Raw genomic sequence first — 17,118 nt, 5'->3', positions numbered from 1 at the left:
TCCTACGTGGAATTGGAAATACCGGAGCTGCTGGCAGCAGGTTTTATTCTTTTGGCTATGTTTGTTATTGGATTTCTCGGGCTGAGAACGCGTATTCCCGATGTTATCCTGTTTATTTTAGCAGGCATCGTGTTCAGCGGTCTGCTGAGTGATTCGGATATTCTGTACTTTGCAGGGGAAATTGGTATCGTGCTGCTTTTTTTCATGCTGGGTATGGAATTTCCCATCCGCAAGCTTGGAGCGATTGCAAAAAGAGTAACACCTGCCGGACTGCTTGACTTATTTCTAAATTTTGTCCTTTCAACAGGAATCTGTCTTCTTTTCGGCCTGGATGTTTTAACAGCCTTTCTCATTGGCGGTATCCTTTATGCGACCAGTTCTTCGATCACACTGAAAATGCTGCAGAATACGAAGCGGACCGCCAACCCGGAATCCGAATTCCTGCTCGGGGTGCTTATTTTTGAAGACATGGTCGCTCCTGTCATGGTCGCTGTTCTTGCAGGGATTATGGCAGGAGGAGAGATAACAGGAATAGACTTTTTGCTTCTTGCGGTTAAGGTCGCAGGGTTGACACTGGCTGCCATATTACTTGGAAGGTTTGTTTTCACGAAATTGAAGACTTTTATCGACCGCAATGCAGGGTCCGATATTTTTCACCTGTTTTTGATTGGATTGGCCTTGACTGTCAGCGGCATAGCTGTATATCTGGAACTTTCAGAAGTGCTTGGAGCATTTCTGGCAGGGATTATGCTGGCTGAAACCGGGCGCAGTGAAACGTTTGAGCCGCTTATTCAGCCGGTGCGCGAACTGACACTTCCCCTGTTTTTCCTTTGGTTCGGCACCCAGATCAATCTGGACGGGGGCGTCATGTATCCTTCACTGCTTGCTGCATTAATTGGATGGTCCCTGCTTGGTAAATGGCTGACAGGCATGGCTGGTGGACGCCTGTACGGCCTGTCCCCAAGGTCGGCGTTTCGGGCTGGACTATCCTTTACGCCCCGCGGCGAATTTTCGATTATCATAGCCAGCGCTGCTACGGCGGAAGTGATGGCGTTTGGCAGCTTGTTCATCGTCATTTCGGCCGCGTCAGGCATTATTTTATTTCTGTATGCTCCTGCGCTCACAAAAAAAGTATATGGGTCCAAACAGAAGAAAAACGAACCAAATGTCCGGGGGTGAATTGACAGCTTTCGACAGCGGCATTATATTGTAACATGTGTATCTTACAGCACAGCCGGCCGCGGCCGGAAGCGGGTACGGCCTGTACGGGAAACCCCGGACCGGGTCTTTCCTGAAAATAACCTCTGCTGCGGGAGGAATCCATAGTGGTAAAATTAAATGAAGAAACAAGAGAATCATATTTGGACAATATTATGAAAGCCGTCATAACGGAAGAAATAGAAACATTTCGAACAATGTTTCTTGAACTTCACCCCGCAGATCAGACCGATGTGTTTTTGAGTCTGGAACCGCCTGAACGCAAACGCGTCTATGAATTTTTGAGTCCGGACGAATTCGCGGAAGTATTTGAAGGGCTGGAAACCGAAGATCAGAAACGGATTGCTCTTGAGCTGGATGACCACTATGCTGCTGAGATGTTCAACCGTATGTATGCCGATGATGTTGCCGACTTTTTCAGTGAGCTGGAAGAGGATCAGGCCGGTGTCATTTTACAGGCCATGGATCGGGAAGAAGCCGATGACGTCCGTGAACTTCTGACATATGATGAAGGAACGGCCGGATCGATTATGACCAAGGAGTACATCTCGGTTAAAGCATTTGATACGGTGGAAGACGTGATTGAACTACTGCGCGAAAAAGGACCGGATGCAGAAACAATCTATTACCTTTATGTCGTGGATGAAGCCGGTAAGTTAGTCGGCGTTACGTCGATACGGGATGTTATTACCTCCTATTCCGACAAAACGATTGAATCGGTTATGAGTTCCCGTGTTGTGTCGGTACACGTGAAAACTGATCAGGAAGAAGTGGCTCAAATTATTCAGAAATACGACTTTCTGGCCGTTCCGGTTGTTACCGAGCATCAGGTGCTGGTAGGTATTGTAACGTTTGATGATGTTATTGATGTAATGGAAGAAGAAGCAGCCGAAGATCTTGGTGAGATTACTGCTTCACGCGGGGCGGATGTGACACTGGGGCCGTTCCAGGCAGCGAAACGCAGAATGCCGTGGATTGTTCTTCTTATGTTTTTCGGTCTTGGGACCGCGGAGGTTATCAGTGTATTTGAGAGCACGCTGGAGACGGTTGTCCTGCTGGCTGCATTCATTCCGATGGTAATGGGATCGGCCGGGAACACCGGCACCCAGTCGCTTGCGGTGGCGGTACGGGCTTTGGCCACCGGAAATCTGGAAAAACGGGGCTTCATGAAAACCATTGCGCGGGAGTTTCTTACCGGTTTTTATATCGGGGTCGCATGCGCCGCTGTTATTATCGTTCTCATTGGTCTTTTTTATGGTGATTTCTTTCTTGGAGTTATTGTCGGTGTGTCGATTATGATATCGCTCGGTGCGGCGAGTGTGATTGGAACGACGGTACCAATGCTTATTAATAAGCTGAAAATGGACCCGGCGATCGCCTCCGGTCCTTTTATTACAACGTTAAGTGATGTCATCAGCCTTATGATTTACTTTTTGATTGCGACATCGCTGCTTCAATACATGCAATAGTGTAAAAAAATCTCTCCTGGTTTTGAATCGGAATTTTAAAAATACATTTACAAGGGAGCGAAGGGTTTCGTACAATATGGGTAATAAAACAGCGTGAGAAGGGGGAAGGGCATTGAACGAACCATTTGAATCCTATCACAATCACGATAATCCCTTCCAACCTGTGTATAGTTCAAGGCTTGATTCATGGAAGACCGCGGTTCAAGAGGTCATAAGCGACGTCACGGCCCAGGTGCTGTATCTTGATCCGGAAGAACGAACGTATTTCCGGTTGATAGAATGGTTTAAAACGGCATGGTTTTCCCGGATTTCAGCGGATTACTTTTCTTATGATACGTCCTATTACCTTTATCTGATACATGTATCCAGTCATCTTCTTCCTCTCCTGGAAGGTGCATCCGGCACGCTGTCCGGCTGGATAAAATACCAGCCTTTCCACGGAGCGGCCGAGACACTGAGCGTTCCTGTCGTAAAACAGGCGGACCGCCTGAAACTGTATGTATTTGAAACGGATCCCGAAATGCTGTCGCATCTGGCAGACACCGCAGCGTTTCACGTTTTATGCAGCAGCGCTTCGTTTCCGGATCTGCTCGAAATTGATTCTGCCGGAGACGGCCGTTCGAGTATACACACTCTCGGTACGTTCAAACGAGATGACTGGGATATAAAGGATTAATGATGGAACTGAACAAGGTGGAGGCTGGGCTGTGGTGAATTCCGGTCCGCAGCAGTTCCGTGGACACTACATCGTTTTACAGCGGGCTTAGTGTCCACAAGCGGATGAATGGCAGCCGAAAGTATGCCGCTCCCGTATTGGACCTGTGTTGCAGAGGGCTCTTTTCACTCCTGCCTATCATTACATTCTTTATATCATGGAAAAAGAGTCTGGGACAGAAGAACATGAGGCGGTAGATAACACGAATGTTCCGGGTCACTGATCAAAAGCCGTATAGAAGCGGAGCTAAAATGCTTCGTCTCCTGCGGGAACAGCACGAGTCTCAAGACCCCGCAGGAAGCGGTTTTCTTCCGAGGAGGCTTGAGCCGTGCCCGCGGAAAGCGAAGCATTTTGGCGCAGCGGCTTGTCTCAGCAACGAAAAATACCGAACGATTTTTTGAAATCGTTCGGTATTTTTCTATCTTATAGAAGTTTTGTCCCAGACTCTTTTTCTATTCAGCTTTTATTTCAAGGCACTCGTTCGACTTCCCCAAATGGTCATTCCTTGATCAGATGCTGCAGTAAACGTCCATACGTTCTGTTTTTCAAGCGGGTCCCATTGTTTAACAAAGACCCCGCTGTATGTCTCATCGTCAACGGTGACTCGAACTTCATGTTCATTTAAAAGCTCCCACGTTCCTTCGATTTCACCTGAAACATCATAGTTGTCATGTAACGTTATTTCCGATGAGGTTTTCACTTCATCCGTATTATCTTTTTTATGGTTAATAAATTTATAGTCTCCAATTACATTTTCTTCTGATACCTCCTCTAAACGTTCTCCACTATAGCGATACGGCGCAGCCACAGGCCAATCATTTTCATTCATGTATAATGGGTGCACACGTACTTCAAACTTTTCTCCAGAATCCGGGAAACGTGTATGAAAAACAAGGTACTGTTGATTTGTATCAGAATCAACATAAACAGAATTGTGGCCGGGGGAAAAGTAACCTAAGCTGGAGTCATCTGATGCACTTTTAAATGTATAGTGCCCCATCAATTTGTTTCCAAATGGTGCATTGTCTGTATCCTCAGGGAGAACGGCAGGATTCCCTTGTGCATCAACGAATGGACCTTCCGGACTTTCGGACCGGAACACGCGCATATTGTACTCTCCATCCGATCCAAGCCATCCATATGTTTTATATAAAAAGTAGTATTCACTTTCCTCATCATATACGATATACGGTCCTTCGCCTGATTTTCCATATCCCCCTGAAATTTTTGTCCCGAAATAACGGTCTATCATACGGCCATCCTCTGTTTTTCCGTCTTCCTCCGGGTGGATGACCCCGCCTGTTTCTTTATCCAGTTCATGTAAAAAGATTCCGCCGGACCAAGACCCATAGCTCATCCATAGTGTTCCGTTTTTATCATAAAAGACATTGGCATCAATAGCGTTTGGATACATCGTATTGTTATATGAACCGTCTTGATTAAACCAGGCGGGGGTTACTTCACTGACATGCCCCTCATCAACCAAATCAGGAATATTTGTGTTCGTCCATTTTTTGTTAACATCGCTGTTTTCATCATAATCCTCCTGCTCTGTGAATCCGGAATAAACGACGGTATCCACGTATTCATAGGGACCTTCTATATCCTTGGAAACAGCATAACCTATCGCCGAACGGATATAGGTTGATGATACGGAATAATAAATCATGTACGCACCAGTTGACCCGTCATCATTCACATAATCTTCATTCCAAAATATCTCCGGTGCCCATACAGCAAATCCTCCCTGACTGTCCGCATCGTCTTCACCAGCCCACTCAAAGGATTCCGACAGATTCGCAGAAAGATCTCCATACAATGAATTGTTGGGCGTTTCATATCCATTGGTGAACGATTCCCAATTCATTAAATCCTTTGATTTTGCCGCTTCGATATGTGTGCCGAAAATATAAAACGTATCCTCTTCTTTTATAATAGATGGATCATGTACCGCAACTTCTGAAAAGTTTGGCTCTTTGTTTTTTTTGTTATTGTTCTCAGCAGATCCGTTCCTTTCCACGGTTGTTTCCTCCTCGTTACTTATAATGACTGTCCAAAAAACAACACCAATGAAAACAACAGCCAGTGTGCTGAACAGCGCCTTTTTTACCACTTTTCTGCTTTCCATTCACCTATCCCCTCTCATTAAATGAACCGCTTACAAAAATGTCATGTCCTTACAAGTTAAACGCTCAATGTTCAGCCTACACTAATTGCTGAATTTTCTCAATATTTTTCCTGAAATTGTACGTACATCTTTGGGGGGGGTTTGTACATAAAATTTCTCTCTGCTTGTTTTCTTATGATATTCTAATAGAGTGCTTTTATACAAACGGCGAAAAGGGGTTAATAGATATATGATACATAATCCAACGGGGAAAGAGCGTTTTGGCTTAGCCCTTCTACTTGGTATGCTCGGCATATTAGGACCTCTTAATATTGATATGTATTTACCAAGCTTTCCTGATATCGCAAGTGACCTGGGAGCACGTGCTTCCTTTGTACAACTTAGTTTAACCAGCTGTTTGATCGGGCTGGCTGTCGGTCAGATCATCGTCGGGCCTATCAGTGACGCACAAGGGAGAAAAAAGCCTTTAATGATATCGATCTCTTTATTTGCGTTGTCTTCTCTTCTTTGCAGCCTGGCGCCAAATATCGCTGCGTTGGTGGGAGCGAGATTTTTGCAGGGATTAACTGCCTCAGCAGGTATTGTCCTTTCCCGGGCCGTCGTGCGCGACGTGTTCAGCGGTAGAGATCTCACGAAATTTTTCGCGCTTCTAATGGTCATAAACGCAGTGGCTCCTATGATTGCGCCAATAATGGGCGGAGCCATTTTGCTGTTGCCATTTGCAGGCTGGAATACCATCTTTTATTTCCTGGGTTTACTCGGACTTATTATCGTTTTAGTTATAGCATTCCGGCTGAAAGAAACGCTGCCGCCGGAAAAACGAACGCCAAGCTCGGTAAGACATTCTCTTCAAACGATAGGGAGCCTTTTGAAGGATCGATCGTTTATTGGTTATGCTTTAACCATCGGTTTTGTACACGGAGGGAGTTTTGCCTATGTTTCGGGAACACCGTTTGTTTATCAGGATATTTACGGGGTGTCCCCGCAAACCTTTAGTATTTTATTTGGTATTAATGGGCTTGCCATTATTTCAGGAAGTTTTATCATCGGACGCCTGGGAGGTATTGTTCATGAAAGAAATTTATTGAAAACGGCTGTTATTACAGCCGTTATGGCAACCTCTTTCCTTCTGGTTATGACGATTATCGAAGGGCCGCTGGCAGCACTGGTTATACCAATATATATTTACATGACTTGTATGGGAATGGTATTAACAAGTACTTTCACACTGGCAATGGAGCATCAGGGACACAGGGCAGGGAGTGCCAGTGCTTTACTGGGAATGCTTCCGTTATTATTCGGCTCCACCGTCTCTCCACTTGTCGGTATTAATGAAACCACCGCTGTTCCGATGGGAGCCATATTATGTATTACTGCAACTATCGGTGGTGCTGCTTTCTTTTCCCTGACTAAAAAAGATCACCCCACCACAGATTAGGCTGTAAGTGGGGCTGTATCAAAAGACCATAACAGTCAAAAGGGAGTGATGAACATGGAAGGCGTGCGCTGCAGCCGGACATCCTTTCTGTTCATTCCTCCCATTTCTTTGTTTTGAAAGGATGTACGGATATCTTTTCCGCCATTTTTCTTTTTGTTTCAGGAAAGCAGGAGTTCTTTCAATTTCTCTGGATTGACGGTCACATCCTGCAGGGTGTAACGGTCGAGAACCTGGAGGTAGGCGTGAAGTGCTTCGTGGAGAATACTCTGCAGCCGGCAGCTGCCGGTGAGGACACACATGCTGTTTTCCGGATCAAAACATTCCACCAGATCGAGGTTATCCTCCGTCCGTCTTACCACCCAGCCGATATTAATATCCTCCGGGCTTCTGGCAAGCCGGATACCCCCGTTTCTTCCTTTCACTGTTTCAATCAGTCCCAGTTTGGACAGCTCATGTCCCACCTTTGTCAGATGGTTGTATGATATGTGATAGGCGTTTGAAATCTGCTTAATGCTTGATAGTTTCGGGTGATCGACAGCCGCAAGGTAAATCAGCATACGCAGGGAGTAATCGGTATATGAAGTCAATTGCATATTGAACGCTCCAATGTCTCATGTTGTTATTTACATCATCGTACCACATTTTCGCAGAATCGCCACATCATCTGCTCGGTGTCTATGCTACAATTAAATATGTATTATAAATGCATATTTTAAGGAGGGACAAAAATGGCTTCAAATCAAACTTTACTTAAAGAAAGCACCGTGGAAACCGTGAAGGCAACTGCTCCTGTACTAAGGGAAAGAGGAGCAGAAATTACCGAACACTTTTATAAAAGAATGTTTGAACAGCATCCGGAACTTCTTCATATTTTCAACCAGACAAACCAGGAAAGCGGAAGGCAGCCTGAAGCACTTGCTAACACGGTCCTTGCTGCGGCGGAAAATATTGATCAGCTGGAAACGATGCTCCCGGTGGTCCGGGAAATTGCGCATAAACATCGAAGCCTGCAGGTGAAGCCGGAGCATTATCCCATTGTCGGAAAGAATCTTCTGGCGGCCATGAAGGAAGTACTGGGAGAAGCAGCAACCGATGACATAATTGGAGCGTGGGAAGAAGCCTACAATGTGATTGCCGATGTGTTTATTTCGGTGGAGCAGGAGAAGTATGAGGAGGCAGCTGCCCAGACAGGTGGATGGGATGGCTTTCGTACCTTTACGGTGGCACAGAAAGTCAGGGAAAGTGACGTTATTACGTCCTTTTATTTAAAGCCGGTGGACGGCGGGGCGCTGCCGTGGTTTTACCCGGGACAGTACGTCACCGTCAAAGCCGACATCCCCGGAGAAAAATATTTGCACCTGCGGCAGTACTCCATGTCGGACGCACCGGGACAGAGTCACCTTCGTATCAGCGTAAAACGTGAAGACAGCACAGATACGCTTCCTGATGGAAAAGTATCGACCTTTCTGCATCGACAGGTAGAAGAGGGGGACACCATAGAGCTGACGGCACCTGCTGGTGATTTCAAGCTCCAGGATGGAACGCGGCCGGTTGTTCTCATCAGCGGAGGCGTTGGTCTGACCCCGCTGATGAGCATGTTCCGTACGCTCGTTTCTGAAACGTCCCGGTCCGTCACTTTTATCCAAACGGCACGTTCCCGCTCTGTTCATGCTATGCATGCCCGCACTTCGGGAACAGCAGACGAATATGATCGTGTATCGTATCATGTCTGCTACGATATATGGATGGACGCGGATCATGAGGATGCTTATGTGCAGAAAGAAGGACGTCTCGACGCGGAGTGGCTTCGTTCCATCGTCCCGGACGAAGAGGCGGATTATTATTTCTGCGGTCCGATTCCGTTTTTACAGGCGGTGCACAAAATGCTGAAAGAAGAACTTAACATTGCTGAAGAACGCAGGCATTTTGAATTCTTTGGTCCTGCTGCCGACCTGGACGGATGACAGGGAAGAAAACGTCACCTTCCCGTGGTTTATGTCGTGTTCAGAAAAAAAGACCCGAACCGCGTGAAAAAAGCGGACCGGGTCTTTTTCTGTACTCTTTTTCCAGCAGAAGCAGCCGGGTTTATGTGTTTTCTTCAAACCGTTTCAGGTCGTTTTTATGACCGATGACGATGAGAATATCGTTCTCCTGTATTTGATCTTCCGCCCGCGGCGAAATATTGAATTGTTTTCCGCGCTTCAGTCCCAGGATGGTAACGCCGAATCTGGCACGAATATTAAGGTCGATCAGGGATTTCTGATTCATAAATGAAGGTGCCGCAATTTCTGCAATCGAGAAATCATCGGAGAGTTCGATATAGTCGATCACTTTGTCTGATACCAGGTGCTGGGCAATCCGGTTTCCCATGTCATGTTCAGGGTGGATGATTTTATCCGCACCGATTTTATCGAGTACTTTATGATGATAATAGTTCTGGGCTTTTACCCACACGGATTCAATACCCATTTCTTTTAACAGCAGTGTACATAGAATGCTCGCCTGGATGTTGTCCCCGATGGCAACGATGACGTGGTCAAAGTTTGTAATGCCGAGGCTGCGCAGGGATTTTTCGTCGGCGCCATCGGCAACGGAGCTGTAGGTGGAATCGTTGACCATCTCATTCACTTTTGTTTCATTAATGTCGACCGTCAGCACTTCGTGACCGAGCTTATGCAGCTCTGTGCTTACGCTGACGCCGAATCTTCCCAATCCGATAATGGCAAATTGTTTTTTCACGGTTCCTGTCTCCTCCTCCGCCTGCCCTCATTCGTTCCCGGGCAGATTAACGAACGCGATGCAGCAAAGATAATTGTAATGTACTCTTTGCATCCGTCGTTTGTCAATCGTAGATAAAACGAAATATTTTTCGGTGATGTCTTTTCACTCATGGAGGATAGAGTCTGAATGAAGCGGGGAATGTTTCGAAAAATAAACATCCATGCAGCGGCGGGCCTGGCGTTTTAAATTGGCGTTCAGGTAGCTGCTCGTTCCTTCATAGCCCCGGCAGACGTAAGAGTAGCGTGAAAACATCCCGTCATTTTCCTCAAACTGGACCCGCATTTGGTGTTTTTGCATATACGTTTTAATGGTCCGCATATCCTGATGAAGCAGCTGCATCGCCTCCTGTATGACGCTCAGATACGGATCCTTTACTTTGAATGATCCATGTTCGAACAGTTCTCTGTCCTTTTCAAGCACTTTTTTGACAAGAAGAAGCAGAATATAGTAGTGGACCATAATATGCTCTTCTTCTTTGATCTGCATAACAGCCCCTCCTGATAAGAACGTTTGTTTGTATATATTGTACCGAATGTATGTTCCTTTATACAAGTGCTTCCTTTTGGTTAGAGTGGAGAAACATTCCGGTACGGGAAAAAGATTTTTCCGCACCGGGCATTTGATTCTTTTAAAAGAGAAGGGAGATGCGTTATACTATAGGAAAGCGCATACAAAACGTTTGAGGGATAACACTTGTGGGTATGTTACCAGTAAGCACATAAAATAACACAGAATCAGACGTAATGTATGTGGGTAAAAAACAGGAACAGCAGTCGACCAACCGGATGAAAACCGGTGGAAAAGATAGGGGGTTCCGCGAAAATGTTACATCCTACACATGAACAGCACTTCATGAAGAAAGTAAAATCCGATAAACACGGAAAAAGACCGTCAAGGCAGGTGCTCCAGTCTTTGTATGCACAGATGATGATGGAATACGCCGTGTATCATTTTAATGAAGAACGTCTGCGCCGCTTGATCGATGAAGCACTGGATGCCGGGGATTCGGAACTGTTTCAGGAACTGACATCACACTACAATGCGTTGATTGGCGAATATAGAGCGGGAAAAGTTATTTCCGAACAGGGATATGAACTCGAACTCGATTTTAAAACGAAATAAACCGTGGGGGAGTCGTCTTAACAGGCGGCTCCTTTTTTAGTGCATTGGAAAACACTTGGGTTTGCGCTCCTGGAAACGGCTTCTCAAGTGCTGCCGGGAACCGTCTGTGTCAGTCTCCTGTCCGGAAATGGGACGGGGACAACACCATCAATGGAAAATTTCAGCGTCCGTTTATCGCTCCGTCAAAATACTCCGCTATTCCACAGCATCCGCATCTGCCACTTGATCCAAAAAAAAAAAGCGCGGGACCTATTACTTGGAAGGTAGAGAAGGCCTTTCGTGCAGATGTTCTCTTTTTCCGGCTTGTCTCATAGAATAATCGAAGCTGGAAAAAAGGAGAGTCTGTCATGTCCTCCGTACTATGGAAAAATATATGGCTGCTGATGGGTGCGGCACTGCTTGGAGAATGTCTGGAATTTACAATTAATATTGTGCTGGCACGGGAACTCGGGGAGACGGGGCTGGGACTATATATGTCGATCCTTCCGGTTATTATGTTTCTCGCGGTTATTGCCGGTCTGGAGCTTCCTGCCTCTCTTTCCAAAGCAACGGCGGAAAAAGATCCGATTTATCACCGTAGTATACTGCAGCACACGTTTTACTTTGCATCAGGATTCACCATTGTCTGCCTGGCTGTTGGCACACTCATTTTTCCGCTGCTTCCAGTTTTTAATGATTACCATCCGCTGCTTTCCTACCTTCTTTTGCTGCTTGTTCCCATCACTTCTTTTTCCTCTGTGGCCAGAGGGTATTTTATGGGCGCGAAGTACATGGGAAAGATTGCAGCAGCCAATGTATTACAACGTGTGACGCAGCTTGTACTTCTTGTTATCGTATTCCGTTTTTTTCATGTTGAAACGGAGGCGGCGATTCTGCTCAGTCTGGTTACGCTGATAGCATCAGAGCTTGCGGTGTGCATGTATCTGCTTCCGGCCTGCCTTCGACGTCTCAGGCAGATGAAACAAAAGCCGCGGAAGCCGATTGAAAAAAAATCGGTTCTGCGTCTGTTACTGTCGGTGTCCCTGCCGGCTACGGGACTTCGAATCTTTCATGCAGCTTCGTTCGCGGTGAAACCTTTTTTGATAAAGGCGGCGCTCGTGCAGGCGGGAGTTGGAGGAGAAATGGCAGTCGTTCAATACGGGAAGCTGGCCGGGGTGGCCTTTACAATCGGCTTTTTTCCCGCGTTTATCGCCCATTCCCTGCTGCTTGTTCTTATCCCAGCCGTATCCGAAGCGTATGCCAAAAAAGAAATACATCAACTGGAAACGATGCTCCGCCGGATGGCCGTTTTTACGCTCATTTACTCAGTGCCGGCGGTGTGCCTGTTTTTCTTCTTTGCGGACGAATTGACGGGACTCTTCTTTGAAGAGTCTCCCGCATCGGTCTATCTGCAGCTGCTGACCCCGTATTTTTTCTTTCATTTTTTCGTTATTCCGATGCAGGCGTTTCTTATCGGGCTCGGGCTTGTGACAGATGCGTTTGTTCATTCCGTCTGGTCCACTTCTGTATCCTTTCTTCTGATGTATGTCCTTGGATCCATGCCTGATCTTCGGATGGACGGCGTTATTCTCGGCATGAACACGGGGGTTGTGCTTCTCGCAGGGCTTCACGCAGCAACCATCCGGAACCGGCTGCAGGAGCCTATCGGCTGGAAGCTTCGGGAAATCTGAAGAATATCTGTACCGTGGATGGCGTTTCCCGGCAGAAATCGTTATACTGGTGAATAGAAGAACGACATGTAAACAGGGGGCATACCGGTGATCTTATCAGATCAGACGATAAAGCAGATGATGGAACAGGAGACATTGCAGATTGACCCGGTGGATGAGCATCAAATCCAGCCGGCTTCGGTGGATATCCGTTTAGGGACGCACTTTCTTAAAATAGATGAGAATGCGATAGAGGCTATTGCTCTCGATGAACCGGCACGTTATGTAGAGTTTGAAAGCGAGGAAGTAATCATTCCTCCTCATTCGTTTCTGCTTGCAACGACCAAAGAATACATCCGCCTGCCGCATCACGTCACAGCGTTTGTGGAAGGGCGGAGTTCCATCGGCAGGATGGGTCTTTTTATTCAGAACGCCGGCTGGGTGGATCCGGGCTTTGAAGGGGAAATTACACTCGAATTGTACAATGCCAACCGGCTTCCCATACGGCTGAAAGCACAGCGCCGGATTGCCCAGCTCGTTTTTGCATTTATGGATCAGGAAGCTTCATCTCCTTATGACGGGAAGTATCAGGGACAGAAAAAAGCAGTCGGAAGTCAGGTTTATTTAGACAAAGACTCCGATTAATCTGACCTTTGCCGGAAATATCACCTCGTGCATAAAAAATACAATTCCTTCATAATTTTCTTCAAATGTCCGAAATAAAGAGTAGGACGAACCTGCTGTTTCAGCAGAGAGGAGTAAAGGATGAGAAAGAAGGCTTTGTCTATCACGGTTTTTTATTTTGCAGCAGGAATGCTGTGGGTTGTGCTGAGTGACCGTCTGCTGCCTGAGGAAACCGGCATGCAGACACTAAAAGGGAGTATGTTTGTCGGAGGTACTGCTGTGCTTCTTTACTTCGTATTGCAGCAACATCTGGCAGCCAGCCGGATGCACCGGGAAGATAAAGAAAAAGCAGACCTGATGTATGAAGCGGTGTTTGACAACGTCACAGATTTTTTGTTTATTGCGTTTCTGCCGGAAAAAGACGCCCCCCTTCGTTTCCACGAATGGAACAAACGGGCGTCGGAATGGTTGGGCAAAAAGGGAGCACGCCCCTATTTGACGTTTCAAGAATTGTCCAGTGGAACCTGGAAAGAGGAAGCACTTATGCAGGAGAACCAAATACTGGATAATAAACAACTGACCTTTGACTGGGAGATCACCGACGAGTCAGACCGGGTACTGCCGGTGAGAGTGAAAACGACCAAAACAGGATTTGCAGACAGCCGGGTTATCATTGCAGCATTCAAAGATGTCAGTGCCTATCAGGAAGCGGTACATAATATCTATGAGTTGTCTTATTACGATAAAACAACTCAACTGCCGAATGAAGCTTTCTTTGTAAGACACCTCCAGGAAATGGATGCAGAACAGAACCGGGTGGTCATAGCTGTTACTTTTCACCATTTCCGTCGTATCAGTGAAACAATGGGGATGGACACAGAGCACAGGGCAGCGGCTGCAGCTGCAGCCAAGCTCCAATCTATCCTTGAAGAGCAGGAAGCACTCGCCCGTAAGAACAATCATGAATTTCTGATGCTTCTTCTTCGGGAGAAAAACAGCACAGAGCAGATTGTACATGCGTTGGACCGCGCCTTTGAACAGCCTGTGAAAATAAACGGCCGGGACATTTTTGTATCCTTTACAGCCGGTATTGCCCAGGATGAAGATGGAAGCAAGAAAGCAGAGCTTCTGCTTCAGCAGGCTGATATTGCATATTCCCACGCGGAGCGGAGCAATCAGCAGTACGGGGTTTACCGGCCTGGTATCGAACAGGAAGCCCGAAAAAAATACGAAATAGAAAATGACTTATATTTTGCAATGGAACGCGGGGAACTGTTTGTCATGTACCAGCCGTTTGTTTACGGCAATAAGGGTGAAACCAAAGGAATGGAAGCGCTGCTTAGATGGAAGCATCCGGTTCACGGAATGATTCCTCCGTCTACGTTTATTCCGATGGCCGAAGAGAACGGATTAATTCATCAACTGGGATGGTGGGTGCTGAAGGAAGTATGCAGAGAAGCCGGTCCTGTATTAAAGCGTCACCGGAACTGGACAGCAGCTGTAAATCTTTCCAGCAGGCAGCTGGAGCATTCAGGTTTTATCAAAGAGCTTCCTGATCTTGTCCACGCCTATGAGATTGCGCCGCATCAGCTGGAACTTGAAATCACCGAACGTACGATGATGCACCCGGACCGGATGCTGCCTGTTCTGAAGCGTCTGAAAGAATACGGGTTCCGTCTGAGTCTTGATGATTTCGGGACAGGATACAGTTCCCTGAGCCAGTTAAAAGAGCTGCCGGTCGACACATTGAAAATCGACCGGTCTTTCATCGAAGACATGAATGAAAAACAGAAGAACGCTGCGATTGTTAAAACGATTATCCACGCGGCCGGAAACCTGAACATGAAAGTAGTGGCCGAAGGAATTGAAAAAGCAGAGCAGGCCCGGGAACTGCTGGCGATGGATTGTTTTTACTTCCAGGGATACTATTTTTCCGTGCCGAAAACAATACAGGAGTTTTCATGGAGCAGGGAAGCGTGATCATCCAGCGGTCCGGGTCTTTACAGAAGCCGGACCGTTGTTTTATGTGTGCGCAGGCACACAAAAAGCCGGGGTTGCGTGAGAATGTTATAATGGGAACGTTACAACACAAAAGAATGGTACCCGGTACCGGGATTAGATAGAAAGAGGGATGGAAATTGGGTTTTTCAGAGGAAAAGGCGGTGGTTGTATTCAGCGGCGGCCAGGACAGTACGACCTGCCTGTTCTGGGCGCTTGAACAGTTTCAGGAAGTGACTGCTGTCACATTTGATTACGGCCAGCGCCATGACAATGAAATTGAAACAGCGCGGGATATTGCAGCTGATCTGGGCGTGGAACATCACGTTCTCGATATGAGTCTGTTAAACCAGCTTGCCCCGAATGCGCTCACGCGGGACGATATGGAAGTGAAAGAAGGAGAGGATGGAGAGCTGCCTTCGACGTTTGTAGAGGGACGAAACCTGCTGTTTTTCTCCTTTGCCTCCATTCTTGCTTCACAAAAAGGTGCCAAACATGTTGTCACCGGTGTATGTGAAACAGATTACAGCGGTTACCCGGACTGCCGCGATGTATTTGTGAAATCATTAAATGTAACGCTGAATCTGGCGGTGGGGAAAGAATTTGTGCTTCATACCCCCCTTATGTGGCTTGATAAAAAAGAAACGTGGGAACTCGCTGATAAGCTCGGCCGGCTGACATATGTAAAAGACAACACTCTGACATGCTATCACGGCATCCGCGGAAATGGCTGCGGGGAATGCCCGGCCTGTAAGCTGCGCCGGGCCGGCTATGAGCAGTATATGCAGGAAAAGGAACGGGAACTCGAATGATTCATCAATTTTATCCACAGGTGCCGCACACCTATCGTTATGAACTGAACAAGGATATGCAGCTGTCCGCCGCTCATTTTATTCCGGCGGAAGCTGCCGGAAAGTGCGCCAATGTGCATGGGCATACGTATGTCATTAACGTGACCATAGCAGGGGACAGGCTGGATCACACCGGATTTCTCGTCGACTTTAAAATGATAAAAGAACTCGTTCATGACCGCTTTGATCATTCCCTCCTGAATGACGACGAGGCTTTTGCCGGCCAATACGGCGGGGATCCTGACACCTTTCCTACGACAGAAGTAGTCGCACGCACGATCTGGCAGAACATTCAGCGGGAGCTGGATACACGTTTCAACCAGCCCCGCTGCCTCCAGGTCATTGTCCGGGAAACACCGACAAGCTACGTCGTCTACCGGGCAAAGGAAGGAGACTTCTCGTTATGAAGAAAGTCCCTTTACTAGAAATATTTGGTCCTACTATTCAAGGAGAAGGAATGGTAATCGGCCAAAAAACGATGTTTCTGCGGACCGGCGGCTGTGATTACCGATGCTCATGGTGTGATTCTGCGTTCACATGGGATGGCTCACAGAAGCCGGATCTTATGGAGGCGCAGGAGATTGTGACGCAGCTGGAAGCCAAAGGTGGATCTCTCTTCAGCCATGTCACTATTTCCGGAGGCAACCCCGCTCTTCATGACGGTCTTGGCGAAGTGGTCCGTCTTCTTCAGGAGAAAGGTATTCAGACAGCGGTGGAAACCCAGGGAAGTTTCTGGAAGGAATGGATGACAGATATTGACGAGGTTACGATTTCCCCGAAACCGCCGAGTTCCGGAATGCAGACAAACTGGGAACAGCTTGATACGTATATCCACCGTCTGAAAGGCCGGCAGAAAAAACAGGTCAGCCTGAAAGTCGTTATATTCGATGAGACCGATCTTTCCTATGCTGCAGAGGTTCACGAAAGGTATCCGGAAGTGGAAATGTTTCTGCAGACCGGAAACGATGAATGGAGCACAGCCGAGAATCAATGGCTTCTAACCCACCTTCTGAATAGATATGAGTGGCTGGTGGAGCAGGCCCTGCATTCTGAAAGGCTGAATGATGTAAAAGTACTGCCGCAGCTGCACACACTGCTGTGGGGAAATAAACAGGGGGTATAACC

16 protein-coding genes are annotated in these 17,118 nt (G+C 47.1%); 12 read left to right on the top strand and 4 right to left on the bottom strand.

All coding sequences use genetic code 11. The features are described from left to right. The first annotated feature begins 6 nt into the window (after window positions 1-6). From ACFSUB_RS06615 to ACFSUB_RS06605, 3 genes are all read left to right on the top strand, one after another. Complete coding sequence (locus tag ACFSUB_RS06615; protein WP_380712396.1) at window positions 7-1,179, top strand: cation:proton antiporter; 1,173 nt, start codon at window positions 7-9, stop codon at window positions 1,177-1,179. Between the two features lie 146 nt (window positions 1,180-1,325). Next, complete coding sequence (gene mgtE, locus ACFSUB_RS06610; protein WP_380712395.1) at window positions 1,326-2,687, top strand: magnesium transporter; 1,362 nt, start codon at window positions 1,326-1,328, stop codon at window positions 2,685-2,687. Window positions 2,688-2,799: 112 nt separating this feature from the next. Then, a complete protein-coding gene (locus ACFSUB_RS06605) occupies window positions 2,800-3,363 on the top strand; it encodes a hypothetical protein (protein ID WP_380712394.1) in 564 nt (187 codons plus the stop codon). 502 nt (window positions 3,364-3,865) lie between these two features. On the opposite strand, the gene ACFSUB_RS06600 is transcribed toward ACFSUB_RS06605, so the two are convergent. Continuing rightward, window positions 3,866-5,530, bottom strand: a complete 1,665-nt coding sequence (locus tag ACFSUB_RS06600; RefSeq protein ID WP_380712393.1) for a glycoside hydrolase family 43 protein — start codon at window positions 5,528-5,530, stop codon at window positions 3,866-3,868. Window positions 5,531-5,759: 229 nt separating this feature from the next. Here ACFSUB_RS06600 and ACFSUB_RS06595 point away from each other — a divergent pair, with 229 nt between their 5' ends. Next, window positions 5,760-6,968, top strand: coding sequence for a Bcr/CflA family efflux MFS transporter (locus ACFSUB_RS06595; RefSeq protein ID WP_380712392.1), 1,209 nt, complete (start codon window positions 5,760-5,762; stop codon window positions 6,966-6,968). A gap of 158 nt (window positions 6,969-7,126) precedes the next feature. Here ACFSUB_RS06595 and ACFSUB_RS06590 read toward each other — a convergent pair whose 3' ends face one another. Next, window positions 7,127-7,561, bottom strand: a complete 435-nt coding sequence (locus ACFSUB_RS06590; protein ID WP_380712391.1) for an Rrf2 family transcriptional regulator — start codon at window positions 7,559-7,561, stop codon at window positions 7,127-7,129. Window positions 7,562-7,696: 135 nt separating this feature from the next. Here ACFSUB_RS06590 and hmpA point away from each other — a divergent pair, with 135 nt between their 5' ends. Next, complete coding sequence (gene hmpA, locus ACFSUB_RS06585) at window positions 7,697-8,932, top strand: NO-inducible flavohemoprotein (RefSeq protein WP_380712390.1); 1,236 nt, start codon at window positions 7,697-7,699, stop codon at window positions 8,930-8,932. A 121-nt stretch (window positions 8,933-9,053) separates the two neighbouring features. Here hmpA and ACFSUB_RS06580 read toward each other — a convergent pair whose 3' ends face one another. Beyond that, window positions 9,054-9,707, bottom strand: a complete 654-nt coding sequence (locus tag ACFSUB_RS06580; protein WP_380712389.1) for a potassium channel family protein — start codon at window positions 9,705-9,707, stop codon at window positions 9,054-9,056. Between the two features lie 144 nt (window positions 9,708-9,851). Continuing rightward, complete coding sequence (locus tag ACFSUB_RS06575) at window positions 9,852-10,235, bottom strand: hypothetical protein (RefSeq protein ID WP_380712388.1); 384 nt, start codon at window positions 10,233-10,235, stop codon at window positions 9,852-9,854. Between the two features lie 336 nt (window positions 10,236-10,571). Here ACFSUB_RS06575 and ACFSUB_RS06570 point away from each other — a divergent pair, with 336 nt between their 5' ends. The 7 genes from ACFSUB_RS06570 to queE all read left to right on the top strand — a co-directional run bounded on the left by ACFSUB_RS06570 (window position 10,572) and on the right by queE (window position 17,116). Beyond that, complete coding sequence (locus ACFSUB_RS06570; protein ID WP_380712387.1) at window positions 10,572-10,871, top strand: IDEAL domain-containing protein; 300 nt, start codon at window positions 10,572-10,574, stop codon at window positions 10,869-10,871. Between the two features lie 347 nt (window positions 10,872-11,218). Beyond that, window positions 11,219-12,541 (top strand): oligosaccharide flippase family protein, encoded by a 1,323-nt coding sequence (locus ACFSUB_RS06565; RefSeq protein ID WP_380712386.1) that lies wholly within the window; start codon window positions 11,219-11,221, stop codon window positions 12,539-12,541. An 87-nt stretch (window positions 12,542-12,628) separates the two neighbouring features. Continuing rightward, a complete protein-coding gene (gene dcd / locus ACFSUB_RS06560) occupies window positions 12,629-13,165 on the top strand; it encodes a dCTP deaminase (RefSeq protein ID WP_380712385.1) in 537 nt (178 codons plus the stop codon). Window positions 13,166-13,285: 120 nt separating this feature from the next. Continuing rightward, window positions 13,286-15,124: a putative bifunctional diguanylate cyclase/phosphodiesterase gene (locus ACFSUB_RS06555; protein WP_380712384.1), complete on the top strand. Its 1,839-nt coding sequence runs from the start codon at window positions 13,286-13,288 to the stop codon at window positions 15,122-15,124. Window positions 15,125-15,282: 158 nt separating this feature from the next. After that, a complete protein-coding gene (queC, locus tag ACFSUB_RS06550) occupies window positions 15,283-15,954 on the top strand; it encodes a 7-cyano-7-deazaguanine synthase QueC (RefSeq protein ID WP_380712383.1) in 672 nt (223 codons plus the stop codon). Then, entirely contained in the window at window positions 15,951-16,400 is a 450-nt protein-coding gene (gene queD / locus ACFSUB_RS06545) for a 6-carboxytetrahydropterin synthase QueD (RefSeq protein WP_380712382.1), read from the top strand. The genes queC and queD overlap by 4 nt, the downstream gene beginning before the upstream one ends. Continuing rightward, window positions 16,397-17,116 (top strand): 7-carboxy-7-deazaguanine synthase QueE, encoded by a 720-nt coding sequence (gene queE / locus ACFSUB_RS06540; RefSeq protein WP_380712381.1) that lies wholly within the window; start codon window positions 16,397-16,399, stop codon window positions 17,114-17,116. The genes queD and queE overlap by 4 nt, the downstream gene beginning before the upstream one ends. Window positions 17,117-17,118: the final 2 nt, after the last annotated feature.

Origin of the sequence: Salibacterium lacus (assembly GCF_042684865.1) — a bacterium.
GTDB lineage: Bacteria > Bacillota > Bacilli > Bacillales > Marinococcaceae > Salibacterium > Salibacterium lacus.
Note: the sequence above shows the minus strand (reverse complement) of the source record. Positions and strands in the feature narration are given on the sequence as shown.